Genomic DNA, 24,462 nt, shown 5'->3' with positions numbered 1-24,462 from the left:
GTCAACAGTTGAAAAAAATAACGATTAAAATTTTTTAAGACAAGTCACTGAGCAATTTTTACTTGTTTAGACAAATTTATTGGCTCTACAACATTGGACTAAACTGTGATTTTTCCGGGTAAAATGGCTTAAATCAATAATGGCAGATTATTTTGTATAGGATTTTTAAAGTCGCAATACTGGCAGAGTTTTAGAAAAAATGAGGGGTAAGCTTGTTGAGAATAATTAATAGCTGTGTTTATTTATGTACGAATGAAGTGAAGTAAGTGAACTCAAATTATAAAAACCACTTATATTAAGTGGTCTAAATAATTTGAGTGACTTAGACAAGCTGATAATACAAAACGATTACTCGTCTTTAGGTAAAACCTTTATTGCTTTGTAATCGCCTTCTTTTAATTCGTCATTGATACAATTTAATAAATAAGTTTTCATGTCAGCTTCTGCTATTTCATCTTCAATAGCGTATTCTTTACATTGACTTAAAAGACTTGATACGTAGTCACTAGGTGCATCCATTAAAGCAGGTTCTGCTTCTTCACTGTGTGCTATGCCTGAAGTTAGGGCTAATAAAGCGATAGCTAAAATTGTTTTTTTCATAAATATTCTCTTTAAATTAAAATTACTTACATGTCCCAATAGTCACTTAATGAATTAAGTTGACGGTCAAGAAACCTTTTTTCATTTAAAATATCTAATCTTTCTTTAACCAGATATTTTTGTTTGGCGATATTGCTAATTTCTTTTTTGTTTGCAGAGACACTCGTTACTTCGAATCCAGTGATACCAGGATTGAAATTCAAATTGCTACCTATGCCAGTACTTTCGTATGTATCAATATTCATTTTTTGCCTTCAAAAAAATCATAATTAGATTCTGGTTGGATAATGTTCCACTATTTGAGAATTGAAAAGCAAAATATTTTCGTTTAACTAATCAATTTTTTTTGTTAAAAAAGGAAAATAGCTAACCCTTGATATATTGAGTGCGAGTATAGAAAGTTCAAAACGTGACGGGGGGAGAATAAAAAAGGCATAAACCTTTAAAAAACAAAAAGATAAATTTCAAGAAGATTATTTAAATCGATTATTCCTTAACAATAAAGTAATTCCCAGCGGCTTAAAAATTCAATTGACCTGCAATAAGCAGCAACATTATTCTTTTCAGCGCTGAGAATATCCACACTCTTTATCGCTAAAATAACGATAAAACGTTAATTAAGCTGATTTTTCTAAAGCAGTAATAATGTACCACAGCCAAGAAAGGCTATAAAACCAAATATATCTGTTACGGTTGTTAAAATAACAGCTCCAGATAATGCGGGATCGATGTTAAATTTATTTAATATCCAAGGTATCCATACCCCAGATAACGAAGCCACTAAAATATTACCTAAAATAGCGATACAAATAGTGACTGATAGCATAGGATTTTCAAACCAGTAAAAAGTAATGATGCCAATGACCGTCGCCCATAACATGCCATTAATTGCGCCAACTTTAAGCTCTTTTTTAACGATAGCCTGCCTATTAGCATCACTAATTTGCCCTAACGCTAAACCACGTATAATCAAGGTTAACGTTTGACTACCTGAAATACCGCCCATTGATGCAACCACAGGCATAAGCACGGCAAGTGCAACAACTTGTTGTAAGGTCGCTTCAAATAAACCAATAAACCAAGAAGCTAAAAATGCAGTCACTAGGTTAATGCCCAGCCAAATCGCTCGGTTTTTACTACTTAACCAAACACTGGCAAATAAATCTTCTTCATCACTCAAACCAGCCGCTTGCATTAATTGATTATCTTTTTGCTGGTCTTTGTACCTATAAGCAGAGTGCAAATCTAAACGGCCGGTTAAATGGCCATTTTCATCAACGATAGGTAATGCTGATTTTCCAGAAAGGATCACTTCGTCAATTGATTCATCTATATCTTTACTGGCTTCTAACACTTGAACATCTTGATACTCCACACTGGCTAAGGGAGTATCACCATCTAAAAGCAACAATTTATTGATGGGGATTTCACCAAGTAATTGGGCATTATTATCAACAATATAAATAACTTCAGTTAACGGTAATAAATTTTTTGCACACACTTTCTTTGCGGCTGCCACTTTCAATTTTTGCGAAATTCTTTTTTCGTCAAAGCTTTGCCAACGTCCCACTTCATCTTCAGAATAATCTTGAGCCTTTTTTAAGTACTCTCTTTGTTTAGCTGTCATTTTTGTGACAGCATATTCAATAAAGCGATCGCTTAAATCTTCAGTAAGTTCTATTAAGCTGTTGGCATCTAATTTATCAAACAAAGGAAAACAGGCGTCGTCATCCATTGCATTTAATAACATCTGCCGAGATTCATTTTTCATCTCTAGAAAAATATTTTGTTGATAATCTGCGCTCAACAACACCCAAAGACTTAATCGAGGTTTGATAGGGAAAGCTTCTAAAAGAATTGCTACGTGCTCTGGCATGAGCGTATCTTCAATCTCAGCAGCTAATTCATTTAATTGAAGATCGTTGGCTAATAGTTCTTCGATTTTTTCAATATAAGTAGGGAGTAGTTCTAGGGACATTTAATTTCCTAATAAAGATTTCAACAAATTTTTTGAATCAAACTAAGTAAAATTTTGCGTTTTATTTTATGGGTTATTTAACTATAGAATCGCATTATTCTCTAATCATTAAACTAGAAAACTAATGAAAATGCCAAAATTACAACCTTTTGCTATAAAAACGCAAAAGTTTTCATTTTATTCCAAATTGTGGCGATTACTTTTTAAGAAGCGGCAATGGCAACTTATCGAAGATTGGCATTATAGCTTACCTAACAAAAGAATCGTTATAATTCCAAAAGGCTTTATTTTTGATGGTAGTTCGTATCCGCCAATAGTCTGGCTTTTCTTCTCGCCAACAGGGTTATTACTCATCCCAGTTATTTTGCATGACTTTTGTTTTGAGTATAATTATTTATGGGCTAAGCAGGATGATAAAATATTTAAATTTAAAGAAGGCTATGGTTTTTTAAAATGGTCAACACTGATCCGCAAAGTCGGTATAGAAAGAAACGAACTACTGCTAATTGATTATTTTATATGGATACTGTGTATGGCTTTTGGTTGGGTAAATTGGCTAACATTTCAGCGCAAAACTAAGCCTACGTTATTACCGGAGGACAAATAAGAAAATTTTAAAAGTCTCAACCTAGAATTTGTTAAGAAGAGGATAAACTTATTGGTAAGTTTATCCTTAAATCTACTGCATATTGATTGTTCTATCGACTAAAGGGCTGCTGCTTGAGTAAATATGCTGCCATTTAAACAATGAAACGACTTATGCCTAGTTATTTTTATGTATTTTTTCCACAACAGTTCAACTTTAGTTTGACCTTCAAGTTGTGATCCACACATGTTGACAAACTGTATTTCAACGTCATTTTCTGGCGAACAAATAGCTTTTTCTAACATCAGTAAACGTTTGCCTAGCTGTGTTAATAATTCTGCTTCGGCGATATTGAAATCTCCAGATTTTCTGAAACCACGTGGGAAATTTACATCATCGTAAAATTGTGTTGCAGCAATAAATCCATGTATTAAAGTCATTTGTGCCTCTATTGACAGGGTATAGGTTTTAGCGGATTATGCGGCTAACAAGCAAGGCTGTAAAACAAATAATAATTATCGTATCGATAAGAGATTGCAGTATGGATATTGAGTTAATTAAAACCTTCTTAGAAGTTAAGGATTGTCGTCACTTTGGTAAAGCGGCCGAAAACCTATATCTGACTCAAGCGGCGGTTAGTACCAGAGTTCGTCAGTTAGAGAAATACTTTAATGTGACCTTGTTTCAGCGCACCAGAAACAATATTCAATTAACACCCGCAGGAGAAAAGCTTGTCCCCTACGCGGAGCTTATGATCAATACTCTTCGAATGGCAAAACAAGATATTGCCATAAGCACTGAAAAAGTTGCGCACATTTATATTGCCGGCACACCTAATACTTGGGATGTTTATATACATGATGCCATTTCAAAGATATATATCAATGAACCACAGATCAGTTTAATCGCTGAAATATTATCGCGAGAGCAATTAACCAGACAACTACTTGAGCGCACTTTAGATGTTGCCATTCTATTTGATCCCCCAAAAGTAGAAGAGCTAAAGATTGAATCTTTGCATATGTTTAATTTAATCCCCGTGACAACTTTTAATAACAAAATAACAACCGCCGCAGACCTACAGCGTTATATTATGATTGATTGGGGAACAAGCTTTACTCACTGGCATGCTAAAGAATTTCCTGACATCTCAATTCCTGCAATTAGAACGAGTACAGCGCGTATTGCACTTGATTTAATGCTGCAATGTGGCGGGAGTGCCTATCTACCAGACATGCTAGCAAAACCTTTTATAGAACAAGGAAAGTTATTTGAAATCAAAACTTTACTTGTTTTCGAACGTGAATTATTTATTGCCTTTCATAAAGAAAATGAGAATGAAGAACGCATTATTGATATTAAAAATTTACTGAGAAAAGATCAGCCCGAAGCCCCCGCTATTATGAGCCCACAGTAAGATTAAAAACGGATACGCTTGCTAGCGAACCAGCACAGTCAATACAAAATGTTTTTAGTAAAAATCATTTATCGTTAACGTAAAAATATTTTACTTTTCTTGTTAGTAAAAAGCGTAGATTATGCTGTTTTTACTTGAGTATCCTTTGGTGATATAACAATGAATATCAATTCTAATTATGAGTTATCAGCTTCTGATGAAATAAGTTTTAACTATGATCTGTCTTCAAACGAAGGAGATGATAATAACAATGATGATGATAATGATAACGATAGTGACAATAACATTGCTGAATTTGAGTTACATACCTCACCTAGCGATGTAAAAAAATCAAGACACAGTAACAAACGTACTTATTTAGCCAAGAAAAAAATTGAACAACTGCAAGAAGAACGACAACTGAGAAGGTTCACTCAAGATTACTATGATGATTGGGATTAAGCGCATAATTAACGCTTAATTGATAAAATAATAGTAACGCGAATTAATGATGAATTAATTCGCGTTTAGTTCTTTAGCAAAAAAGATTACCCGCCACTAAATTGCCATTGAGTGAGTCAAACAAAACGTTGTTATCAACTAACTTCCATTAAAAAAGTGATTAAGTTTATTACTGAGTCATAGCTCTTCAATTTTCAGGTCTAAACTAGTCTAAAGTTAGAACTGGTGTTAAAATATCAAATAGCCCATTTAGGTTTCAATAGTGACACAATAAGGCTTGATAACATCAAAAACCACAAATCAAGAATAGACCTTGCAAGTCAACCGCTAGCACCTAGACCTCAAACAACTTAAGAGTACTAATAACCATGAATACAAAAATCTATAAGCGCGTATTTGCTTTGGCTGGAGAGTTAATGCTTGCTGCTCAGGAAAGAAATCAAATCAACTTTGACAATTGCTACAGTGAATTAAAACAACTCTGTGATGATAATGAAAGTACTGATAAAGACCATCCTGTACAGTGGGAAACACTGGCTGACTTTACCGATGATTTACCCTTAGCCATTTCAATTTACGAGAAAGCATTACTTAAAGCAGAAGAGATTAATTCAAAAGATTTTCGTTCATCAATTGGCTTCTCCGTTGCATCACTGCAAGTTGAATTAGGTGAAAAAGAAAATGCGATTGAAAACTTAGAAAAAGCAAAAATCAGCTGTAATAAAATTGTCGACAAAGAATTAAAAGCTGAAATTCATGATTTATTAGAAGCGTTAAAAAGTGAAGTATCGAGTCCTTACTAAATAACTCATAGCCCAACGAGTAACTTTATTTAACTTTGATCAATAATCAAGTTACACCTAAATTGATACAGTCGCCTGCTAGCGTAGACGACTGCAATGCCTAATTTATAAGCTATAGTAAGGTCGCTTTACCTTATGACTTCTGGTTCTTATTTGCTTTAGTTGGAAAGTTAATATCCGCCTGTTGCATTCAATGTATGCCTTTATCGACGCTGTTCGCCTAATATGAACTCAATATATCCCCGAAATAATTTTTCATACTGAGTATGACTTTATAAACGTTATGTAAAGCCAAAAAAATAATAACCAAACAAAGAGCATAAAGTATTGCCCAATGCTAAATAAAGTGGGGGAATAAACATAAATTCTCCTTTGATACTCAATATATATAGGTAATACTTAGCAAATATTCGCTTGCACACATCTGTGCTCCCCCTGAATGGATCTATTCACTAGAACGGAGTAATAAACAATCATGATTATCTTTTTTATCTGCATCACTCTATTAATATTGGGCTATAAATTTTATAGCCCTTTCATTGAAAAACAAGCGGGCATTGATGAAACAATCAAAACACCTCAAGTACGTTTTGAAGAAGGGGTTGATTATGTTGCCATCCATCCAGTTAAAGCCTTTCTTATTCAGTTTTTAAATATTGCCGGGGTAGGTCCTATTTTTGGTCCTATCCTTGGTGCTCTCTATGGACCGGTTGCACTTATTTGGATTGTACTTGGTAATATTTTAGGTGGCGCAGTACATGATTACTTTTCTGGGGTCATGAGTATTAAAGAAGATGGTAAAAGTTTGCCTGAAATTGCAGGTCACTATTACAACGTTTACTTTAAAGGGATAATGTTGATATTCACCACCATGCTACTGTTTTTTGTTGGCGTTGTCTTTATCATGAGTCCTGCCGGATTATTAAGTAATTTAAGTTATTTTGAAGGCACATTTTTAGCCGGTAATACCTTTTGGGTTTTAGTTATTTTAGGCTACTATTTACTGGCAACACTTTTACCGATAGATAAAATAATAACCAAACTCTACCCCCTTTTTGGTTTACTCATGATAGTGATGACCTCGCTTATCGCGATATCATTACTTATGAATGCGCCACACTTACCTGTCGCTGGTGATTTTTTGGGGTATTTTAACTCAGACCATTACAGTCATGACTTTTTAGAGCCTAATACTGACGGTCTCCCTGTCTGGCCGTTATTATTTATAACAATTACCTGTGGTGCAATTAGTGGTTTTCATTCGACACAAGCACCGATTATCGCGCGTTGTTTAACCAATGAAAAATATGTACGCCCAGTCTATTATGGCGCGATGATGTGCGAAGGCATTGTAGGTTGTGTTTGGGCCTTAGCCGGTATAGCAGCATTTCCTGAAGGTTACTCAGAACTTAAAGCATTGCTTGACCAAGGGGGGCCTGGCTTAGTGGTTAACCATATTGCAAACAGCTACCTTGGCGCACTCGGTGGCATTATGGCTATTATTGCCGTTGCGATATTCCCTATCACTTCTGGAGATACCGCTTTTCGGTCCTTGCGTCTAACCTTAGTGGATGCATTTAATATCCCACAAAGTTTACGCAACCGCCTCTTGTTAGCCGTGCCTATTTTAGTTATTGCTTATTTTATGACAAAATTAGATTTTTCAATAATATGGCGTTATTTTGCTTTTTCAAACATGCTACTTTCTACCAGCGTATTATGGCTGGCCACTAAATTTTTGTTTGACCGTGGCACTTTCCATTGGATCGTCAGTTTACCTGCCATTGTTGGTACTAGTGTTAGTGTCTCTTATATTATGACGGCAGGAATAGGCTTAAATTTACCCAGTGAATATGGCAAATTAATCGGGGCTGTGGTCGGTGTTATCTCACTTATCTTATTAATAGTGGCACACAATAAACGGGTAAATATTGCCTCAACAACAGCTTAATGTTTAAGGTGTTTAAGGTGTTTAATGTTTAACATTAAGAAAAAAGCAGTGCTAATTAGCACTGCTTTTTTATTTGTATCAGCCCAATAAAACACTATTACTGTTAATTATTTAGGGTGAAAAATCAAAGAAAATCATTAGTCCCTAGGGAGCTCAATCAGACCTAGGCCAAATTGATAACTGATGATAATTAACGTATTCTAAGCAATAACAGCCAACATTAAGGCGTGCACTTATATTTTTATATTTCCCTAGCCTTTGAAACCTTGTCAGTAAAAATAAAATATTATTGTCGCGCAAAACGGCCATAATTATTATGCTGCCGCTAAAAGTATTGGGTATTAGTACCTTTATAGTAAAAAAACATTATTGTGTTAGTGACAATATGCCAAGGGAATTGCTAAATTTATGCAAATTTTTTTTAAAAAAGGACTCAATGTCGTTCGCTCAGTTGCCGACAAAGCCACAGGAGAGTTAGCGGCTAATTACTCCATTGTTAAAGAAAAAGTGAATGGTTTACCCGTCTTTATTTCCGCAGAGAAGTCAGATAAGTATGATGATATCGAGTATGACGAAAAACACTATTTTGTTATACCTTTCCAACTCTCAGAATATAAATTTGCCTTGCACACCATGCGGTGTCTCCCGAATGCTGTTCCAGAAATTAACAACCTACCCAAAAGGCGTGTTTTTCACTTCCCCAACCAGCATTCAGAAGAAATGCTTAAAAATTATATGCGCCAATCCGCAGAAGAGATGGTAAGAAATAAAAGCGCAAGTAATCCAAACAGTATTGAATCTTTGGCCGATCAAATTGACGCGCTAGATAAAAAGCTCACATATGGCATGCTATTAGTGGGTGGTTTAGCCGCGGTGGTAAATCCATTATTGGGCGTAGGTATTGCGGCAAAAGCATTGTTACCCAGTGTTGGCGGTATAATTAATAAGTACGGCTTGCGCCCTACGGGAGAGAAACTTTCCCAGCATCTGCTGAATAAATCAATAGAAGAAGCTGATGCTCATATTGCAAAAGAATTTGCTGATGCAAGTACACTGCAGGTTATTAATCCTATATTACAAGAGTTAGAGTTGACACTACGTACCACAGAATTGCAGCACGACCCAATAACTGACGCCAATTTAGCTGATGGCAGTATTCCTGAGCTTGATGGAGAAAGATGGCGAGAACTAACTGAGGTCGCTATTTGTCATGTTTACAAGGAGGTTTATCAAACGCCATCTCTGCACAAAAAAGCGAGCCTTGGGCCTAAAGACTTAAGATGGCTAAAAATAATGTTTGAAGTAAACAGTAAATAAAGCTTAATTGCATAAAGACTTCACTAGAAGCAATAAGCTATTGAACTTTTTGTATTTATAATAAAAATAAGTAACAACTGCCCTTTGCTAACCGTTTATTGTCAAATCAATGACACTTGGGGCCAGTTTTACTGACCCCCATTTCATAAAAGCAATGCAGATTTATACCTGCTAACGAGTCACTTATTGACCACTCAACCTTTTGCCAAAAGATATAGCATAAGCTGGTGAGCGCATTCTTAATACCGGATCATCACTTGGCGTAAAGCCTACTGACATCATATTAGGATCAAAATTAGTATTTTTACATGCATCGCTGCCACTGGTATTAACGGTCACTGTGCCTAGCGTTACTTGAGGACGTTCACTTGGCCACTGTTGTGATGGGTCAATATCACTGTCTTGTGCTTCACCTAAACTTGCCAGAATGTTAAAACTAACCGTCTCATCTTTAAGCTGTTGCGCAAAGGTATCCGCTAAAAACTCAGTAGGCATTTTAGCAGCCTCAGCTTTTTCTAATGTTTTCACCCCTAAATTAGGCTCGATGGTCCAGCGAAATTTAGTTTTCTGTTGATTAGGTTGGTCAAAGTAAAAAGTGTGCAGACCAAAGAACTCAGTGTTGGCAAATGAAGCGGCTGTTTTAGCCGTTTTATTCCACATAGCATTAGCTTGAACACTCGGATGTTGTTGAATATATGCCATGGTTTTAGCGGGATCAGTTTTACCATTTTCGTCAGGAAGTAAGGTTGATAGAAAACCATGAAAAACTTCTGGGTTTTTACCGGCAAACACCGGAAAGTTATTACCAGTAAAAGTGTGGAAAGAGCCATCAGGTAACTTTATTTGCATGCCCATGCCGCGTGTGCCAGCCGCTTTTTCATCACTATTGGGATTTGAACCACCAACGGAAAAGCGAATAGATACCGGTAGTTCGCCGTTCGATAACAAAGCAGCCCCCGTAAAATGTTGATTAGGTGTTGGTATAAAAGTACCCGATGCACACAAACCTTTAGCATGTGCTTTTCTATAGCCAGGATGTTTCCCGCCCAATTTTTCAAATATTTCAACAAAATCATTAGCGACAACTTCTTTATCAGTGGCTGCAGCGTTCGATGTTGCTGTAGCAGTAGCGATGAGAAAAAAAGCACTAATACTAGAGGTGATGAGATTATGTTTCATTGGTTTCCTTAGAGTGGTTATTTCAATAGTTCAAATGACGAAAAATGTCATCGATAAGATCTAGAGTATTATCTACAAGCATAGCAAAGGACCTTAATAGTGTAATAAATATTTCACGACCAACGAGCATAAGACTAAAAAAATTTGTTGTCAGAGTTACGGTGAAAATAATGATGACTTAATGACACAAAACATTCTTATTCAACTTCAAATCTTTCATCAATAAAAAAGCTGGGTTTACAACCTACCCACCGGTCGGTTAGAATGAATTATCATTAATAGTTAATTAAGTCCTGAATATGAGAGACGCAGAGCTAACTCGTCAAAAGATACTAGAAATAAGTGCGGATGAAATTCATAAAAAGGGTTTCATCGCAACAAGCTTATCTTGTATTTTGGTGCGCTGTGAAGTTTCAAAAGGTGCCTTGTATCATCATTTTAAAAATAAAATGGAGCTGGGCTACGCTGTTTTTGAAGAAATTTATACACCCATGTTTTTAGAATTATGGCAGCCAGCAGTAGAGGTAGATGATCCTATTGAAGGTTTATGCGACTTTTTTACCGCTATGTATACTAACTCATCTTGTGACGAGATTGTTTGTGGTTGTCCTTTAAATAACCTTTGCCAAGAGATGTCTGGCGTAGATGAAGGCTTTCGCTTACGTATTCTAAACATGCAGCAACAACTCAACCAACTTATCGCCATTAACTTACAACGTGTCGCTAACCAGCTTCGTGACGACATTGATTTTAGCCAAGTTGCCTATTTTATTGTTTCAACTTTTCATGGTTCTTCTAGTTTAAGTAAAAGTTCTAAAAACAAAGACCTCTTTGAAAAAGTCATCAAAGAACTGTGTAACTATATTAGAAACCTTAGAAGTCATTAACGCCACTCTTTTCATTTATCTCCTTGGCTTTTTACAGCCGATATAGCAAATAGTAATAAAAGATATCAATTAAGTATTTACATACCGCATGGTCGGTATGTAAAATACCCTTAATGAATTAACAATGACTCAGCACTTAATGCGCTCTCTCAAATACGGACAAAAACATGAAACACTTAATGGCAATATTTACTCTCTTATTCATGACTTCATTGGCAAGCTTTTCCAGCAATGCCTACAGCATTGAAAACTCTCCATACACGGTAATTGCTGAAACAGGTGAACGATTGTTTTCTCGTATTGCTAAAGATCAAGAGTCACTGAAAAAATTCCCTGAACTGATGCGTGATATTGTTGAAGAAGAGCTAATGCCATCAATAGATTACAAATACGCCGCATTCAAGGTTTTAGGTAGAAATTTGAGAACGATGACTCCAGAACAGCGTGAAAAATTTGTTGTTTCTATGCGTAGTTACTTAGTAAGAACTTACGCAATAGCGTTAAAACAATATAAACAACAAGACGTTGTATTTGAGTCTCATAAATCAACAAATGGCGCAAGAATTGTTGGCGTTAATTCAGTTATTCGTAATGCCAATGCGCCTGAAATTAACATTACTTTTCAAATGCGCCAAGACAGACAAACAAGTCAATGGAAAGCTTATGATATGATCATCGAGGGTATCTCTTTACTCAGTAGCAAAGAAGCTGAAATAAGCCAACGGATCCAAAAGAGTGGCATTGACCAAGTGACCTTAGAGTTAGCTTCTTTTAATCAATAAGTTCTCTAATTCCGTTATCAAGCTATGCTAAAATATTTTTAATATTATCAATGCATCAGTAAGTATTAGCATAAATGACGGTTATTAATTTTTATCTTACGCGCCACGGCGAAACACAGTGGAATAAAATAGGGAAGTTTCAAGGACAGTTAGATAGCCCTTTAACCGATAAAGGCTATCGACAAGCTGATGGAATTGCTAGGCAACTAGTTGATCACAAGATAGACCTTATTGTAAGCTCAACATTGCCAAGAGCAAAAAGTACCGCTGAAATTTGTCAGGTGACCGTAGATTGTCCACTTAACTTTGCGCCGGCCTTAATCGAGCGAGACTTTGGCCTCTGGCAAGGAAAAGTTATTGACGAAGTAAAATTAGAAAAAAACTTCCACGCTATTTTTCATCAAGTAAACGGTTCCGCACCGCCGAGTGGAGAATCGGGTATTGACTGCGCACTTCGCTTTCAACAAGCATTAATTGAGATTGCTAATACTGGTGATGATGATCAAAAAACTCCACAAGATAAAACGACCACCAAGCCGAACGACATAACGATTAAGAGTATTCTTGTGGTTAGTCACGGCGATATATTACGCTGTTTTTTATCTTTGTTTGTTGAAAGTTTTTCTGATAAACAAGCAATTAACAGTCAACAAAAAGCCTTTGATAATGGCTGCATTTTTCAGCTTGCCTACCAGTGTAAAACTAAAATATTTACCCTTATAGCGACACACGACATCACTAAACCTTCAGCGGTGATAATGCGGTGATGATAAGCTCAGTGATCATGGTGATGGCATACCTGCTAGATCGTTGGCTCGGCGAAGTAAAACGATTTCATCCTTTAGTGGGCTTTGGTTGGTTAAGCACCGCAATAGAGCATACCTTTAATTTTCAGCATGTGACACCGAAAACAACCTCATTATTGTTGCCTCGATTATTGGGGGTTTTATCTTGGCTTATCTTATGTTTACCTTTACCTATTATTTATTATTACTTTCACCAAAACCAGCTACTTTTTTGGTGCTTAGATGCCTTAGTCCTTTATTTTGCTATCGGTTTAAAAAGTCTGAAATTACATGCTTTACAAATTTTTAATCCCCTTAATAAAAATGACTTAGCCACCGCACGATATTTTTGTGGTTACTTAGTTAGCCGAAATACAGCAGACCTATCCGAACAAGAAATTTCACGTGCAACCGTTGAGTCTGTCCTAGAAAATGGTCATGACGCAGCTGTTGCTAGCTTTTTTTGGTTTATTATTGGTGGTATTCCGCTGGTGATTTTACATCGACTCGCCAATACATTAGATGCAATGTGGGGCTATAAAAATCAACGTTTTATTCATTTTGGTTGGTGTGCTGCCCGCATGGACGACTTACTCGGTTGGCCAAGTGCAAAAATTACCGCATTACTTTATGCTTGCCAAACAAATTTTTCTTGCTCAAAAATGATCAGTGCGCTAAATAATGGTTATCGACAAGGCCAGCATTATAAAAGCCTAAATGGCGGTTGGGTAATGGCTACGGGCGCCAGCGTTCTAAACTTTACGCTAGGTGGAACAGCAACTTATCATGGCAAGACAGTAACGTCGACACCATTAGGTTGTGGTAATAGCGTTGTTAAAAATGATATTTTTCGTAGTATAAATCTGGTCAATAAAGCGGTTATTATTTTGATGTTTACTTATTTTTGCTATCAGCTCCTGCATTACTTTTATAGTGTAAATTTGTGATGGACAATCAAGCTGATGGAAGTTCGCCCCTGTTAGTACACGGTGGTCAGCTCAATGAAGTTGCCCAACGCTATCAAATTCCCTTGGAAAAATGGCTAGACTTGTCGACAGGTATCAGCCCAATTAATTACCCGATCCCCGCTATTCCTGAAAATATCTGGCAACAGTTACCGCAGCCAAACCAAGCAATGCTATCTGCGGCTAAAAATTATTATGGTACACAGAATATTAGCGTAACGAGCGGTAGCCAAGCGGTTATTGCCCGTTTACCTGCGCTCTATCTTAATCATATCAATCAGCCAGCAAACGGGATAGAGGTATGGTTACCGGAAGTGGGCTATAAAGAGCATGAACGAGCATGGCATGATGCTGGTTTTACCATAAAAAATTATCAGCATTTACCCACTTGCGAAGTGCTATCTCGCTACGCGATTGTTGTGGTGATTAACCCTAATAATCCAACCGGTGAATTACAGCAACAGCAAACATTAACCACACTGTTAACGACTCTGGAATCATTATCGGGTTGGCTAATTGTTGATGAAGCTTTTATGGATGTCATAACACCTAGTCAATCGCTGATCCACTTAACAGCCAACAAACATCTTTTTGTGTTACGTTCAATCGGTAAATTTTTTGGCTTAGCGGGAATTAGAATCGGCTTTGTAAGTGCGCATCCTTCTTGGATAAATAAACTACAGCAGTTATCTTCACCTTGGGAAGTTAATGGCCCGGCTCAATTTATTACTGAGCAAGCCTTAAAGAATAAAGTATGGCAAGTAGCGCAACAACAGCAGTTAATCGCCTTATCAATAAGGTTAGAAGCGTTATTGGCAAAAACTTTTTTACCTAACCAAGATAAAAGCAATGACCCAAGCATCACCATCAGTGGGTGTGGTTTATTTAAAACTCTCGTTCATCCCCAAGCAACAGAACTTTATCAAAAATTCTGTTGCCAAGGACTCTACGTGCGTTTGTGCGATGAAAAAAACGCTCTGCGTTTTGGCATACCTGATCAAGAGCAATACCAGATATTAGCAAAATCATTGGCTGAGCATAGCCATAGCTGAAGCGAGCTTTTCAGCTAACTCACCCTTTTTTAACTGTCCTTTGTCGACATCAAAATTATCATAAAAACTAGGAATAGATAAATGGGCTTTTACCTCGCCATCAAAAAAGGGTGCCGACCCTACAGCGGCGGCAAGAACAGTTGCTGCTCCACCGGGTCCTGGTGACGTTGCTAATAGAACCAAAGGCTTATGCTGGTAGACTTTTTGTAGCGTTCGAGAGCTCCAGTCAAATAAGTTTTTATAGGCGGCCGTATAAGAACCATTATGCTCAGCAAAACCAATGACCAAAGCATCTGCAGTGGCTATTTTATCAAGAAAGTCTTGTGCTAACTGCGGTTTACCGAGTTCAGCTTCTCTATCAGCACTATATAAAGGCATTTCATAATCGTTAATATCAAGTACTTCAACTTGTGTATTTTCAACGAGACTAGCGGCATAGCTCACTAACTGTTTATTAATGGATTGACGACTACTACTGGCAGCAAAAGCGATAATTTTCATATAAACTCCAAAGGTAAGAAAAGGTAACAATAGGTATTTCAGTGAAGATAGTGTAATTTGTTTCCTATACAAGATTAATAACTTACTTACAGATACATTATTTCCATATGAAAGCTAATACATTATTTTCTTTTTCACAAAGTCAAAGTAACTTACTTGATGGTATAGCTGTTTTTGTCCAAGTTGTGCAAAGCAAAAGTTTTGTCAATGCCGCTGAAAAAATGCAGCACTCTACGTCTTATATCAGCAAGGAGGTTAGTAAGCTAGAAACCCGTTTAGGCGTCCGCTTGCTGCACCGCACGACCCGAACTTTAAGTTTAACATCGGAAGGCGAAGTCTATTATCAACAATGCCAACAGATCATTGAAGATGCTTTGCACGTTGAAAATAGCCTTTCTGGACGTCAGCAAATACCGCAAGGTCGATTAAAGTTAAGCTGTCCTATTGGTATAGGTGTTTCTCGTATTAGGCCTATCCTCGCTGAATTTATGGCTAAGTATCCGAAAGTAACCTTAGACATCGACTTAAACGATCATAAAGTTGATTTGATTGCTGATGGCTTTGATATTGTAATAAGAGCCGCTATGCAACTTGAAGACTCAAGCTTAATTAGCCGACGTTTTATGAACTCAACCAGCTTAACACTCGCTTCTCCCGAGTACTTAACACAATATGGTCGACCTAAACATCCCGATGAATTGGTCCATCATCACATGATCAGTTACCGTAACTTAAAAACACCTGAAACTTGGCAGTACCGCAGCCAGAATGGCCAAGTAACACAAACACATGTAACCAGTCGAGTATCATGTAATAACTCAGAAATGATGATTTCGTTATGCTTAGCAGGACAAGGTATTATTCGTATGCCGTTATTTAATTTACGTGAAGAAGTGGCAACAGGGAAATTAGTGCCCTTGTTTGAAGACTTTATGCCAATAAACATTGGTGTTTACTTGGTTTATCCCAGTAGAAAAAATATGCCAGCTAAAGTGAAATGCTTTATCGACTTTATTGTCGATAAGTTAGGCGATAGTTAACCACAACTATGCTAAATTATTATCCTGAGTAAACATGCCGTTAACTAATGCCAGTTGAGCGAAGTAATAGCTAGTCATGATCCAAACACTCGCATAAGGTATTTGATGATAAAACTGATTAAGCCCAATGAATGAATCAGAAAGAATAAAGCTGAGCCCACCGATAATTAGCCAAATATTAGCTTTTTGTGAAAGTAAGGTAGTGATCCCCATTAATAGCAATATGGTTATATAAACCAATACCGGGATAAATAAATCGCCTAAGCCAGCATATATGATCAAAAACACGCCAACGCCATAGATACAATAGAGCCCAATAACGGGTAAACGTTTACTGACAATAGGCATGGCTACTAAGGGTTTTAAGCTAAAGATGTAAAAAAGATGAGCCACTAAGAAAGCAGCTAAACCGAGTACAAACCAATTAACTCGGTCATAATCTAAAAAGAAATCGCCAAAAATAGAGAAAACCAAGCCAAGCATAAATAACTTATGAGCGCGTTCTTTAGTACCTCTAATGTTTTGCCATGAAAAATGCAATAACACTAATATTGGCAAAATTTTTACTAACCAGCTCAGCGGATAAGGCTTAAAAAAAAGACTTACCATAAAACCACAGGCAGTAAGCAAAAATAAAAGTAAATGGGATCGGGTCATTGCTGTCATCTTCTTTGCTATAAACCTTCGCTAAAAAACACTATCTACTGAAAAACAGAAATAAGTCATCATTCAGTTCGAGATAATATCGCTAAACTACTGGCCGCTATTTATTAGCACCGACAACAAAGGGAGTATACCCTACCCCCCTTTGTCAGCTATTCGGCTTTTAAATGGCTTAAACTCTCTCAATAATTAAGGCTATGCCTTGGCCGACACCTATGCACATAGTACAAAGTGCATAACGCTTGTTGGTACGTTGTAGTTGTCGAGCCGCAGACGTTATTAAACGCGCACCACTCATGCCCAAAGGATGCCCCAAGGCAATAGCGCCACCTTGTGGGTTAATACGCGGATCGTCATCTTGTAAACCTAATTCGCGAATACAAGCTAAAGCTTGTACTGCAAAAGCTTCGTTAAGTTCAATAAGGTCGATATCTTCAAGCGATAAGTTTAAACGTTTTAATAGTTTTTGTGTTGCCGGTACTGGGCCAATCCCCATAATACGTGGCGGTACACCAGTGACAGCCATACCTAGCACTTTAGCTATCGGGGTTAAGTTGTTTCTTTGTACCGATTGACTTGACGCCAATAAGATTGCGGCAGCGCCATCATTAATCCCTGAGGCATTACCCGCGGTAATACTGCCTTTGGCATGAACAAAAGGTTTGAGTGCTAACATTTTTTCTAAGCTTGTTAGGCGAAGATGCTCATCTTGAGAGAAAATAATCGGCTCTTCTTTACCTTTTATAACACTGACAGGCATTATTTCTTCGGCAAAAAATCCAGCTTGTTGGGCACTCGCCGCTTTTTGCTGGCTAGCAAAAGCAAACTTGTCTTGGTCTGCTCGACTAATGTTAAACTCTTCGGCAAGGTTTTCTGCTGTTTGTGGCATACTTTCAGTACCATAAGCGCTATCAAGTGCTTTGTTAACAAAGCGCCAGCCCATAGTCGTATCAAACATTTCTTGAGTACGCGAAAAATCACTTTCCGCTTTGCCGATCACAAAAGGCGCACGAGTCATGCTTTCAACACCACCAGCAATAATCATTTCAGCTTCACCTGACTTAATCGCTTGCATAGCAATGCCGACAGCATTCAACCCTGAGCCACATAAACGGTTTAGCGTTGTTGCGGGTACTTGGTAAGGTAAGCCGGCTAATAACGTTGCCATACGAGCAATATTACGGTTGTCTTCCCCTGCTTGGTTAGCACAACCTAAAATAACATCGTCTACTTGGCTAAAATCTAGAGTTGGATTTCGTGCCATTAATGCTTTTAAGGGTAAGGCGGCTAGGTCATCAGCCCTTATAGTCGCTAGCGAGCCGCCATAACGGCCAATGGGTGTTCTAATCGCATCGCAAATAAAGACTTCATTTTGTCCGCTATTTTCAGTTTTTGTTGAAAAGGCACTCATCTATATATTCTCTTTTGAGTTTATCGGTGCTGCGATCTAACTGACCTCAGCATAATCTTAAGCGCCATGATAAGCACTTTTTAATCTAACTATTTTTTATTTACTGGTAAAAGCACAAGAAATAGCTGACAACGCCAAGTCTATTCTCCTTCTTTTTACTGAGAATAACGATTTATTGATAAAATCACCGAATAGATTGAAGATATCAAGTTAACCTTGATTGACCCACAATAACCTTGTGACAGACGTTTTACTCGAGCTGATTCAGTTAAAAACTACAAAACTTCATTGCTATCTGACAAGACTATTATCTAACAGGACAACCATCAACTCACTGCGCAAAAGGTTGACTTATTGCTCAGCAACCTTGAATTTATATGGCGAAATGACAAGCTATGCCCTTTATCAATCGAGCACCCTGTGATGCACTCGATAAATTAAAAGTGGTTATGGTCGATGAATCAATAAGGTTTAGCCACCTGCGAGTATTAAACTATTGAATCTGCTTGGCAATCAGTCTGTACTGGCATTGGTGCTTCAATACTCCCTGATTGGTAAGAAGTCTTAGAAACTGAAGCGATCGTATAAATACCGTTAGAAAATAATAAATTAATAAAAGAAATTTGTCGCTCTGCTCGAGTGAGTTAAATTTACTTTATCGCTTAAATAAAGTCTAAACAGATATCGGTACAGCCTTTGCCACAATAAACACCCGGAGTACTTTTATCTTCAGGGACAATTAAACGCAGTATACTGCCGCAAGTTTCACATTTCATTTGACGGCCCGCCATCACTTTTTTAATCAATGCTTTTTGATCGTTAAAGGACTTTGCACTGCTTTTTTTTAATAGGTCAAACTGAGTTATATCAAGCATAAAGCTGCCTTATTAATGCTAAATAGCCTTCAGCATCTGGGTAATAGTCAATGAAAATCATCAACCGATATTGACGTTCTCAATGGTTCTGCACTTTTATTAATATAAGAGCGCTAAGTTAAACAGCCGCGCAATAAAACCCGTCATATTGACCACCTAACGGCTCAGCGCTTGAAATCAATAAATTTTGGTAAGAACTAATATTTTCATAACTGGCGCCAACAAAAGGATAAGCGGTAATTTCCCAAGGAAAATCATCATTGCCTTCATAAGGACAAAAAGAGAGTTTTTGGTTGTTTTCTAAAAGTAACTGACCAAATTTCAAAGCGGCTTCTTCGTTAGGAAATATCACTGAAAATTCAATTTCACGGGCTTGGTTTAAATCATCACCATCAATCATCATTTGCCATAAGGCATCACCAACATTGTCTTGTGGAAATAGGGCTAAATCACGGTTCATTATTTTTCATCTTATCTTTGTAGGCATTAATTCGCCATTTTATCTGATGAAAAACATAATACCAATTCAGTTAGCGATTATTTTTGGTAAACTAGCGATATAACTTACCAACGAATCACTCACCTTGAATATAGCCTTGCATAAATTTGAGCTTCATATCGATGTTAATACAGAAAATAGCAGCATTATTGGCGAACTTAACCAAGCATGCTCATTAAGTAATGCTCAATTAAAACAGGCTATTCAACGAGGTGCGTTATGGTTAACCCGTGGTAAAAGCACACAGCGTTTGCGACGCATCAAAAAGCCATTACAAGTAACCGATACCCTCCACTTTTATTATGACGAACAAGTATTAAGCCAACAGCCTAATGAAGCGTTATTAATTAATGACGATGTTGATTATAGCGTGTGGTATAAGCCTTACGGTATGTTATCTCAAGGTTCAAAGTGGAGTGATCACTGCACGATTGCCCGTTGGGCTCAAACACATTTAACCCCTGAGCGCCCCGCATTTATTGTTCACCGTTTAGATAGAGCAGCCACCGGATTAATTCTAATAGCCCATAGTAAAAAAGCAGCGCGCGCATTAAGTGCGATGTTTGAAAAGCATGATTTAGAGAAAATTTATCATATTATTATTCACGGCGATCATCGTTTACGACCACAACCTGAGACATTAACCTGTGATGTCGATGGTAAAAGCGCCAGCAGCCATTTTAGTCATCTTGCTTATAATGAAAAAAATAACACCTCGTTGGTACAAGTTATTATTGATACGGGGAGAAAACACCAAATAAGAAGTCATGCTGCAAGTATTAATATGCCGGTGGTTGGCGATAGATTACACGGGGAAGTTGGCGACGCCAGCATTGAAAAAACGATTAACTTACAGCTGTGCGCGGTGGCACTTAATTTTATTTGCCCACTAACCGCAGAACAGCGGTCGTTTAAAGTGCCTGAACATTTAATGCCCTCATTAAATGTTCTTGGCTAAGTGTTTTTTATGAACAGTAATTAAAATCACTATCATTAAGCATAGCTAATTTATCACCAACAATTTCAGCCGCTTCAAGTTTGGCTAACAGGTCAAAACCGATTTGACGTTGCTCTAGTGTCAACGCTAAATAAGGTAATCTAAAGTTAGCTTGAACGGCACCTGTCATCATTAACGTGGTGTTTATGGCAATAGGGTTAGGCTCACAAAACAACCATTTCATCAGACTTTGTAAACGTTCATTTAGTTCGTTATCTTCACTGTCCATTAATGTTCTCATTAGGCCAGGAACCAGATTCGAGGTTACAGAAATAACACCGTGAGAGCCAAATTGGTGGCGACCAACATAACATTCATCATCATTACCTGACCAACAAGCAATACCTTGCTTTTCATAATAAGCAATACGGTCATTACCGCCACATTCTTTCACACCAATAAAGTTTTTATGCTTTGACAAAGGTTCGATCAAATCAGGCGTAAGGTCTTGGCCCGTTCTTCCTGGTACGTTATAAATAAACGCAGGACCAATATCTAAGACTTTGTTAAAATGCGCGGCAACACCCGCCATTGAGGTTCGCCCGTAATAAGGATTAATTTGCAATGCTGCGTCCATCCCCATGGCAAAACCATTCTGTGTGGCTTTAATCGCCTCACGGGTATTATTACTACCGGTATTACCAACAATAATAAGTTTGTCACTATACTGATGAACGGTATGAGCGATTAACATTAAATGCTCTTCCCAACTTAATAAGTGTCCTTCACCTGTAGTACCACCGACAACAATACCGTCAACACCCGCCGCTATTTGCTTTGCAACCAGCTTGTCATAAGTAACAAGGTCAATTTCACCCTGTGCGTTGTAAGGGGTTTTTATCGCAGTAATTAAACTTGCTGCCTTTATATTTTTCATTTTTTCTCAACTACATATTAGGTAAAAGGGTAATTTTTCTTATTTTTGAAGAATAACTGAATTTAACAATGACCGATTTTATCAACAACTCGGCGTAGGATAAACACTTCATTACTAACAATGTGCTGATATTTGAAAATTTGACTGTCTAAGGCTAAAACTTTATAAGCCTGATAGTTATTTTCATCATTTAAATCGGCTCGATAATGCTCACTGTCAACAACTTCTTCTTGTGTGATAGTAAAGTGAATATCTCCCACTAATCCCCAATCGCCTAACTCAATAATTTGGCTAACAATTTCGCCCTGAGACGTTTGTTCAACAAATGAAAACTCAAAACTACCATCAAGGCAAAGCTCAGCATACTCAACAAGTTGGTGACCGACGTCGTTCATTTCCATACGATACCAACGGCCGGCTAATAATGCTCGGTTATATTGTTCACTCACTTAAAACACGCCTTATAACTCTGTCAGATATAAATACTATTGTGCATTATTTTCACCGACAACCAAATAAAAAAAACCACAACATTGATTGTTGTGGTTAAATAAAGCGCTTGACGTTTTATGAAAAATTAGTTTTTTAAGACCTTAATACTACCATTGACACTTTCTAAATTAATCGTAATATCGCCGCTACCAACCGTCCCAGATAAGTGACGACCACTAAACATTTTTTTATCACTTGAAAGCCCAAATGCCGTGTCAATACTACCGTGCATGGTTTCGGCATTAATAGTGGCATTGAGCTCACCAAGCATATAAAGTTTAATACTGCCGTTGACCGTTGTTAGTTCTACGCTGTCGATGTTGTTGCCAACTTGCTGGTAGGTTGCATTAATACTGCCATTGACTGAATTTAATTCAAGGTTTGCAGCTAAGCCTTGCACACTAATAGTACCGTTGACTGTATTCGCTTTTATGTCACCTTGTACTTTATCAATCACCAATGAACCATTTACTAATTCAATATCGGTTAATGCCGCGCCAAACGGAACCATAACAATATAATCAACTTTGCCAGAGCTATTATTATGCCCCCAAGATGATTTTTTTTGGTATGTAGTTTCAACACTAACCCCCCTAGAACTTTCAGAAAACTCAAGGTTTATACGGTCTCTATCAGTTTGATTTTCCGTGGTCACTATTGCTGTTATTCTAATTTCATCGTTACTCCAACCTTGAATATCAACATCACCATTTATATTAGCTAAACGTAAACTTGTTTGTTCACCAACAACAAATGATTTTTCAATGGTATCTTTAACCTCTGCATATACGCTGCTAATACTCGCAAGTGATAAAATTGTGACTAAAGTAAGTTGTCTCTTAAATGACTGTTTCATGAAATTTCCTTAGGGTTTATTAACTATTTTAATGGCTATAATGGTTAAGTACACAATGGCATTGAAAAGGTTTAAATTTTATTTTACTTTTTTAAATGACTTTTCCTACTTTTAATAACTAACAACAATTCAACTTTTACAGTAACCTAACAGTAATTTTCACCCTATTGACAGGATTAATAAATGACCATCGCTAACGTACACTTACTTCTTACTGGCAATGAATTGATGACGGGAGATATTGTCGACAGTAATTCAGCAATGATCGCTCAACAATGTAAAGCCATTGGCATAAAAATTAGTCGAAAAGTAACCTTAGCTGACGATCTTGATTTACTTGCAAAGGAAATAGAACACTTAACAAAAGATGCCGATGTATTAATTATTAATGGCGGGCTTGGTCCAACGACAGATGATTTAACCGCACAAGCATTGGCGTTGGCGACACAACGTTCTTTAAAGCAACATCCTATAGCACTGGCCCATCTAAAGAGCTGGTGTGAACAACGTAATGCTCATTTAGGTAAGGCTAATTTAAAGCAAGCCCTGCTGCCAGAAAATTGTAATATTATTGCCAACCGAATTGGCAGCGCAGTAGGTTTTTCCTTAACACTGAATAATTGCCAAATCTTTTGTACGCCGGGGGTACCCCGTGAACTTAACATAATGCTTGATGAAGAAATAATTCCTGAATTGGCCTCACAATCAAACTTCACCGCGGAAATGGATATTACTCGCTTACAATTATTTGGTATTGGCGAGTCAACCCTTCAGTCAATGTTGCTAAAAAACTTTCCCGATTGGCCTAAAGAAGTTGAAGTTGGTTTTCGCGCTTCTTCGCCATTAATAGAATTAAAGTTAACCGTTGAAAAAAATGAGTATTTATCAATAAAAGTCGATCTTATTCAAAAAATTAAAACATTATTAAACGATCACATCATTGAAGAGATTAAAGATAAACCTTATTCTTTAGCCGAACTAGTTTTGCAATTATGCCAACAAAAAAATCTTAAAATAACGACAGCAGAGTCTTGTACCGGCGGTTTAATCGCCAGCGAAATAACCAAAGTTTCAGGGTCATCATCTTCGTTTGAAGCTGGCTTTGTAACTTACTCAAATAATATGAAAAGCAAACTACTGCATGTTGATGAAAATATACTTGAACAATATGGCGCGGTTAGTGAACAGACAGTAATAGCAATGGCAGAAGGTGCATTATCCATAGCAGGGGCTGATTTAGTTATTGCCGTTTCTGGTATCGCTGGCCCAACGGGTGGCAGTAAAGAAAAACCCGTTGGCTCAGTTTGGATAGCTTGGGGTAATAAAGATAAAATACACACCAAATATTTTTGTATAAAGGCAAATAGGGAAAACTTTCAACGTATGGTAGCAGCACGGTCTCTTGATTTAATAAGACGGTTATTAATTGAGAGTAGTCAAACACCACTTTATTTTTAATATATAGCCTTAATATGTTGTATGCATGTTAACGTTAGGTATTAACTATA

General features: G+C 37.2%; 27 protein-coding genes. 14 read left to right on the top strand and 13 right to left on the bottom strand.

Translation table 11 applies throughout. From position 1 onward, the window contains the following. Positions 1 to 348: 348 nt before the first annotated feature. The 3 genes from H4J66_RS03830 to H4J66_RS03820 form a co-directional block, all read right to left on the bottom strand. The gene (locus H4J66_RS03830) at positions 349 to 600 is read right to left on the bottom strand and encodes a hypothetical protein (RefSeq protein WP_070374432.1); all 252 of its coding nucleotides are present in this window, start codon (positions 598 to 600) and stop codon (positions 349 to 351) included. Positions 601 to 626: 26 nt separating this feature from the next. Further along, the gene (locus H4J66_RS03825) at positions 627 to 845 is read right to left on the bottom strand and encodes a hypothetical protein (RefSeq protein ID WP_070374433.1); all 219 of its coding nucleotides are present in this window, start codon (positions 843 to 845) and stop codon (positions 627 to 629) included. Positions 846 to 1,231: 386 nt separating this feature from the next. Then, entirely contained in the window at positions 1,232 to 2,578 is a 1,347-nt protein-coding gene (locus H4J66_RS03820) for a magnesium transporter (protein ID WP_182170820.1), read from the bottom strand. Between the two features lie 124 nt (positions 2,579 to 2,702). On the opposite strand from H4J66_RS03820, the gene H4J66_RS03815 reads away from it, so the two are divergent. Beyond that, the gene (locus tag H4J66_RS03815) at positions 2,703 to 3,185 is read left to right on the top strand and encodes a DUF1353 domain-containing protein (protein ID WP_182170817.1); all 483 of its coding nucleotides are present in this window, start codon (positions 2,703 to 2,705) and stop codon (positions 3,183 to 3,185) included. A 98-nt stretch (positions 3,186 to 3,283) separates the two neighbouring features. Here H4J66_RS03815 and maoP read toward each other — a convergent pair whose 3' ends face one another. Then, positions 3,284 to 3,604 carry a DUF413 domain-containing protein gene (gene maoP, locus H4J66_RS03810; RefSeq protein WP_182170814.1) on the bottom strand — a complete coding sequence of 107 codons (321 nt, stop codon included), beginning with the start codon at positions 3,602 to 3,604 and terminating at the stop codon, positions 3,284 to 3,286. Positions 3,605 to 3,705: 101 nt separating this feature from the next. Between maoP and H4J66_RS03805 the strand changes: the two genes are divergently transcribed. The 5 genes from H4J66_RS03805 (at position 3,706) to H4J66_RS20155 (ending at position 9,093) form a co-directional block, all read left to right on the top strand. Next, entirely contained in the window at positions 3,706 to 4,581 is an 876-nt protein-coding gene (locus H4J66_RS03805; RefSeq protein WP_182170812.1) for a LysR family transcriptional regulator, read from the top strand. Positions 4,582 to 4,740: 159 nt separating this feature from the next. Beyond that, complete coding sequence (locus H4J66_RS03800; protein ID WP_182170809.1) at positions 4,741 to 5,022, top strand: hypothetical protein; 282 nt, start codon at positions 4,741 to 4,743, stop codon at positions 5,020 to 5,022. A gap of 368 nt (positions 5,023 to 5,390) precedes the next feature. Further along, complete coding sequence (locus tag H4J66_RS03795; protein WP_182170806.1) at positions 5,391 to 5,825, top strand: tetratricopeptide repeat protein; 435 nt, start codon at positions 5,391 to 5,393, stop codon at positions 5,823 to 5,825. Between the two features lie 475 nt (positions 5,826 to 6,300). After that, positions 6,301 to 7,776, top strand: coding sequence for a carbon starvation protein A (locus tag H4J66_RS03790; RefSeq protein WP_182170803.1), 1,476 nt, complete (start codon positions 6,301 to 6,303; stop codon positions 7,774 to 7,776). Between the two features lie 408 nt (positions 7,777 to 8,184). Further along, positions 8,185 to 9,093, top strand: coding sequence for a hypothetical protein (locus H4J66_RS20155; RefSeq protein WP_259369052.1), 909 nt, complete (start codon positions 8,185 to 8,187; stop codon positions 9,091 to 9,093). A gap of 183 nt (positions 9,094 to 9,276) precedes the next feature. Here H4J66_RS20155 and H4J66_RS03780 read toward each other — a convergent pair whose 3' ends face one another. Next, positions 9,277 to 10,272: a catalase family peroxidase gene (locus H4J66_RS03780; protein WP_182170800.1), complete on the bottom strand. Its 996-nt coding sequence runs from the start codon at positions 10,270 to 10,272 to the stop codon at positions 9,277 to 9,279. 299 nt (positions 10,273 to 10,571) lie between these two features. Here H4J66_RS03780 and H4J66_RS03775 point away from each other — a divergent pair, with 299 nt between their 5' ends. The 5 genes from H4J66_RS03775 to cobD all read left to right on the top strand — a co-directional run bounded on the left by H4J66_RS03775 (position 10,572) and on the right by cobD (position 14,743). Further along, on the top strand, positions 10,572 to 11,159 hold the full coding sequence (locus H4J66_RS03775) for a TetR/AcrR family transcriptional regulator (protein ID WP_070374442.1): 588 nt from the start codon (positions 10,572 to 10,574) through the stop codon (positions 11,157 to 11,159). A gap of 167 nt (positions 11,160 to 11,326) precedes the next feature. Further along, positions 11,327 to 11,941: a phospholipid-binding protein MlaC gene (locus H4J66_RS03770; RefSeq protein ID WP_182170797.1), complete on the top strand. Its 615-nt coding sequence runs from the start codon at positions 11,327 to 11,329 to the stop codon at positions 11,939 to 11,941. 74 nt (positions 11,942 to 12,015) lie between these two features. Then, positions 12,016 to 12,708 (top strand): histidine phosphatase family protein, encoded by a 693-nt coding sequence (locus tag H4J66_RS03765; protein WP_182170794.1) that lies wholly within the window; start codon positions 12,016 to 12,018, stop codon positions 12,706 to 12,708. Beyond that, complete coding sequence (locus H4J66_RS03760; protein WP_182170878.1) at positions 12,708 to 13,673, top strand: CobD/CbiB family cobalamin biosynthesis protein; 966 nt, start codon at positions 12,708 to 12,710, stop codon at positions 13,671 to 13,673. The genes H4J66_RS03765 and H4J66_RS03760 overlap by 1 nt, the downstream gene beginning before the upstream one ends. Next, complete coding sequence (gene cobD / locus H4J66_RS03755) at positions 13,673 to 14,743, top strand: threonine-phosphate decarboxylase CobD (protein WP_259369053.1); 1,071 nt, start codon at positions 13,673 to 13,675, stop codon at positions 14,741 to 14,743. Before H4J66_RS03760 ends, cobD begins: the two co-directional genes overlap by 1 nt. On the opposite strand, the gene H4J66_RS03750 is transcribed toward cobD, so the two are convergent. Then, positions 14,717 to 15,244, bottom strand: a complete 528-nt coding sequence (locus H4J66_RS03750) for an NADPH-dependent FMN reductase (protein WP_182170788.1) — start codon at positions 15,242 to 15,244, stop codon at positions 14,717 to 14,719. The genes cobD and H4J66_RS03750 overlap by 27 nt on opposite strands. 107 nt (positions 15,245 to 15,351) lie before the next feature. Here H4J66_RS03750 and H4J66_RS03745 point away from each other — a divergent pair, with 107 nt between their 5' ends. Next, the gene (locus H4J66_RS03745; RefSeq protein WP_182170785.1) at positions 15,352 to 16,284 is read left to right on the top strand and encodes a LysR family transcriptional regulator; all 933 of its coding nucleotides are present in this window, start codon (positions 15,352 to 15,354) and stop codon (positions 16,282 to 16,284) included. A 6-nt stretch (positions 16,285 to 16,290) separates the two neighbouring features. Here H4J66_RS03745 and H4J66_RS03740 read toward each other — a convergent pair whose 3' ends face one another. The 4 genes from H4J66_RS03740 to H4J66_RS03725 all read right to left on the bottom strand — a co-directional run bounded on the left by H4J66_RS03740 (position 16,291) and on the right by H4J66_RS03725 (position 19,693). After that, positions 16,291 to 16,950: a lysoplasmalogenase gene (locus H4J66_RS03740; protein ID WP_182170782.1), complete on the bottom strand. Its 660-nt coding sequence runs from the start codon at positions 16,948 to 16,950 to the stop codon at positions 16,291 to 16,293. Positions 16,951 to 17,119: 169 nt separating this feature from the next. Continuing rightward, positions 17,120 to 18,358 (bottom strand): 3-oxoadipyl-CoA thiolase, encoded by a 1,239-nt coding sequence (gene pcaF, locus H4J66_RS03735; RefSeq protein ID WP_182170779.1) that lies wholly within the window; start codon positions 18,356 to 18,358, stop codon positions 17,120 to 17,122. Between the two features lie 662 nt (positions 18,359 to 19,020). Further along, complete coding sequence (locus tag H4J66_RS03730) at positions 19,021 to 19,233, bottom strand: hypothetical protein (RefSeq protein WP_182170777.1); 213 nt, start codon at positions 19,231 to 19,233, stop codon at positions 19,021 to 19,023. Positions 19,234 to 19,351: 118 nt separating this feature from the next. Next, positions 19,352 to 19,693 carry a ribonuclease E inhibitor RraB gene (locus H4J66_RS03725; RefSeq protein WP_070374451.1) on the bottom strand — a complete coding sequence of 114 codons (342 nt, stop codon included), beginning with the start codon at positions 19,691 to 19,693 and terminating at the stop codon, positions 19,352 to 19,354. A 124-nt stretch (positions 19,694 to 19,817) separates the two neighbouring features. Between H4J66_RS03725 and H4J66_RS03720 the strand changes: the two genes are divergently transcribed. Then, positions 19,818 to 20,690 (top strand): RluA family pseudouridine synthase, encoded by an 873-nt coding sequence (locus H4J66_RS03720; RefSeq protein WP_220463196.1) that lies wholly within the window; start codon positions 19,818 to 19,820, stop codon positions 20,688 to 20,690. 7 nt (positions 20,691 to 20,697) lie between these two features. Here H4J66_RS03720 and dapA read toward each other — a convergent pair whose 3' ends face one another. The 3 genes from dapA to H4J66_RS03705 all read right to left on the bottom strand — a co-directional run bounded on the left by dapA (position 20,698) and on the right by H4J66_RS03705 (position 22,954). Next, positions 20,698 to 21,606: a 4-hydroxy-tetrahydrodipicolinate synthase gene (gene dapA / locus H4J66_RS03715; RefSeq protein WP_182170775.1), complete on the bottom strand. Its 909-nt coding sequence runs from the start codon at positions 21,604 to 21,606 to the stop codon at positions 20,698 to 20,700. Positions 21,607 to 21,668: 62 nt separating this feature from the next. Further along, positions 21,669 to 22,055 carry a hypothetical protein gene (locus H4J66_RS03710; RefSeq protein WP_182170773.1) on the bottom strand — a complete coding sequence of 129 codons (387 nt, stop codon included), beginning with the start codon at positions 22,053 to 22,055 and terminating at the stop codon, positions 21,669 to 21,671. A gap of 128 nt (positions 22,056 to 22,183) precedes the next feature. Continuing rightward, complete coding sequence (locus H4J66_RS03705) at positions 22,184 to 22,954, bottom strand: hypothetical protein (protein ID WP_182170771.1); 771 nt, start codon at positions 22,952 to 22,954, stop codon at positions 22,184 to 22,186. 183 nt (positions 22,955 to 23,137) lie between these two features. Here H4J66_RS03705 and H4J66_RS03700 point away from each other — a divergent pair, with 183 nt between their 5' ends. Further along, positions 23,138 to 24,412 (top strand): CinA family nicotinamide mononucleotide deamidase-related protein, encoded by a 1,275-nt coding sequence (locus H4J66_RS03700; RefSeq protein ID WP_182170769.1) that lies wholly within the window; start codon positions 23,138 to 23,140, stop codon positions 24,410 to 24,412. The last annotated feature ends 50 nt before the right edge of the window (positions 24,413 to 24,462 follow it).

This window comes from Colwellia sp. MB3u-55, from assembly GCF_014076785.1.
In the GTDB taxonomy this organism is placed as follows: Bacteria; Pseudomonadota; Gammaproteobacteria; order Enterobacterales; family Alteromonadaceae; genus Colwellia_A.
The sequence above is the reverse complement of the archived record's forward strand: the minus strand, read 5'-3'. Positions and strand labels throughout refer to the sequence as shown.

Excerpts from the sequence above, each read along its gene's own strand:
- H4J66_RS03820 (WP_182170820.1), bottom strand. The coding sequence starts at position 2,578 with ATGTCCCTAGAACTACTCCCTACTTATATTGAAAAAATCGAAGAACTA.
- H4J66_RS03770 (WP_182170797.1), top strand. The coding sequence starts at position 11,327 with ATGAAACACTTAATGGCAATATTTACTCTCTTATTCATGACTTCATTG.
- H4J66_RS03805 (WP_182170812.1), top strand. The coding sequence starts at position 3,706 with ATGGATATTGAGTTAATTAAAACCTTCTTAGAAGTTAAGGATTGTCGT.
- H4J66_RS03740 (WP_182170782.1), bottom strand. The coding sequence starts at position 16,950 with ATGACAGCAATGACCCGATCCCATTTACTTTTATTTTTGCTTACTGCC.
- H4J66_RS03815 (WP_182170817.1), top strand. The coding sequence starts at position 2,703 with ATGAAAATGCCAAAATTACAACCTTTTGCTATAAAAACGCAAAAGTTT.
- H4J66_RS03705 (WP_182170771.1), bottom strand. The coding sequence starts at position 22,954 with ATGAAACAGTCATTTAAGAGACAACTTACTTTAGTCACAATTTTATCA.
- H4J66_RS03700 (WP_182170769.1), top strand. The coding sequence starts at position 23,138 with ATGACCATCGCTAACGTACACTTACTTCTTACTGGCAATGAATTGATG.
- H4J66_RS03825 (WP_070374433.1), bottom strand. The coding sequence starts at position 845 with ATGAATATTGATACATACGAAAGTACTGGCATAGGTAGCAATTTGAAT.
- H4J66_RS03775 (WP_070374442.1), top strand. The coding sequence starts at position 10,572 with ATGAGAGACGCAGAGCTAACTCGTCAAAAGATACTAGAAATAAGTGCG.
- H4J66_RS03800 (WP_182170809.1), top strand. The coding sequence starts at position 4,741 with ATGAATATCAATTCTAATTATGAGTTATCAGCTTCTGATGAAATAAGT.
- H4J66_RS03725 (WP_070374451.1), bottom strand. The coding sequence starts at position 19,693 with ATGAACCGTGATTTAGCCCTATTTCCACAAGACAATGTTGGTGATGCC.
- H4J66_RS20155 (WP_259369052.1), top strand. The coding sequence starts at position 8,185 with ATGCAAATTTTTTTTAAAAAAGGACTCAATGTCGTTCGCTCAGTTGCC.
- pcaF (WP_182170779.1), bottom strand. The coding sequence starts at position 18,358 with ATGAGTGCCTTTTCAACAAAAACTGAAAATAGCGGACAAAATGAAGTC.
- H4J66_RS03795 (WP_182170806.1), top strand. The coding sequence starts at position 5,391 with ATGAATACAAAAATCTATAAGCGCGTATTTGCTTTGGCTGGAGAGTTA.
- cobD (WP_259369053.1), top strand. The coding sequence starts at position 13,673 with ATGGACAATCAAGCTGATGGAAGTTCGCCCCTGTTAGTACACGGTGGT.
- H4J66_RS03830 (WP_070374432.1), bottom strand. The coding sequence starts at position 600 with ATGAAAAAAACAATTTTAGCTATCGCTTTATTAGCCCTAACTTCAGGC.
- H4J66_RS03730 (WP_182170777.1), bottom strand. The coding sequence starts at position 19,233 with ATGCTTGATATAACTCAGTTTGACCTATTAAAAAAAAGCAGTGCAAAG.
- H4J66_RS03760 (WP_182170878.1), top strand. The coding sequence starts at position 12,708 with ATGATAAGCTCAGTGATCATGGTGATGGCATACCTGCTAGATCGTTGG.
- H4J66_RS03745 (WP_182170785.1), top strand. The coding sequence starts at position 15,352 with ATGAAAGCTAATACATTATTTTCTTTTTCACAAAGTCAAAGTAACTTA.
- H4J66_RS03780 (WP_182170800.1), bottom strand. The coding sequence starts at position 10,272 with ATGAAACATAATCTCATCACCTCTAGTATTAGTGCTTTTTTTCTCATC.
- dapA (WP_182170775.1), bottom strand. The coding sequence starts at position 21,606 with ATGAAAAATATAAAGGCAGCAAGTTTAATTACTGCGATAAAAACCCCT.
- H4J66_RS03750 (WP_182170788.1), bottom strand. The coding sequence starts at position 15,244 with ATGAAAATTATCGCTTTTGCTGCCAGTAGTAGTCGTCAATCCATTAAT.
- maoP (WP_182170814.1), bottom strand. The coding sequence starts at position 3,604 with ATGACTTTAATACATGGATTTATTGCTGCAACACAATTTTACGATGAT.
- H4J66_RS03765 (WP_182170794.1), top strand. The coding sequence starts at position 12,016 with ATGACGGTTATTAATTTTTATCTTACGCGCCACGGCGAAACACAGTGG.
- H4J66_RS03790 (WP_182170803.1), top strand. The coding sequence starts at position 6,301 with ATGATTATCTTTTTTATCTGCATCACTCTATTAATATTGGGCTATAAA.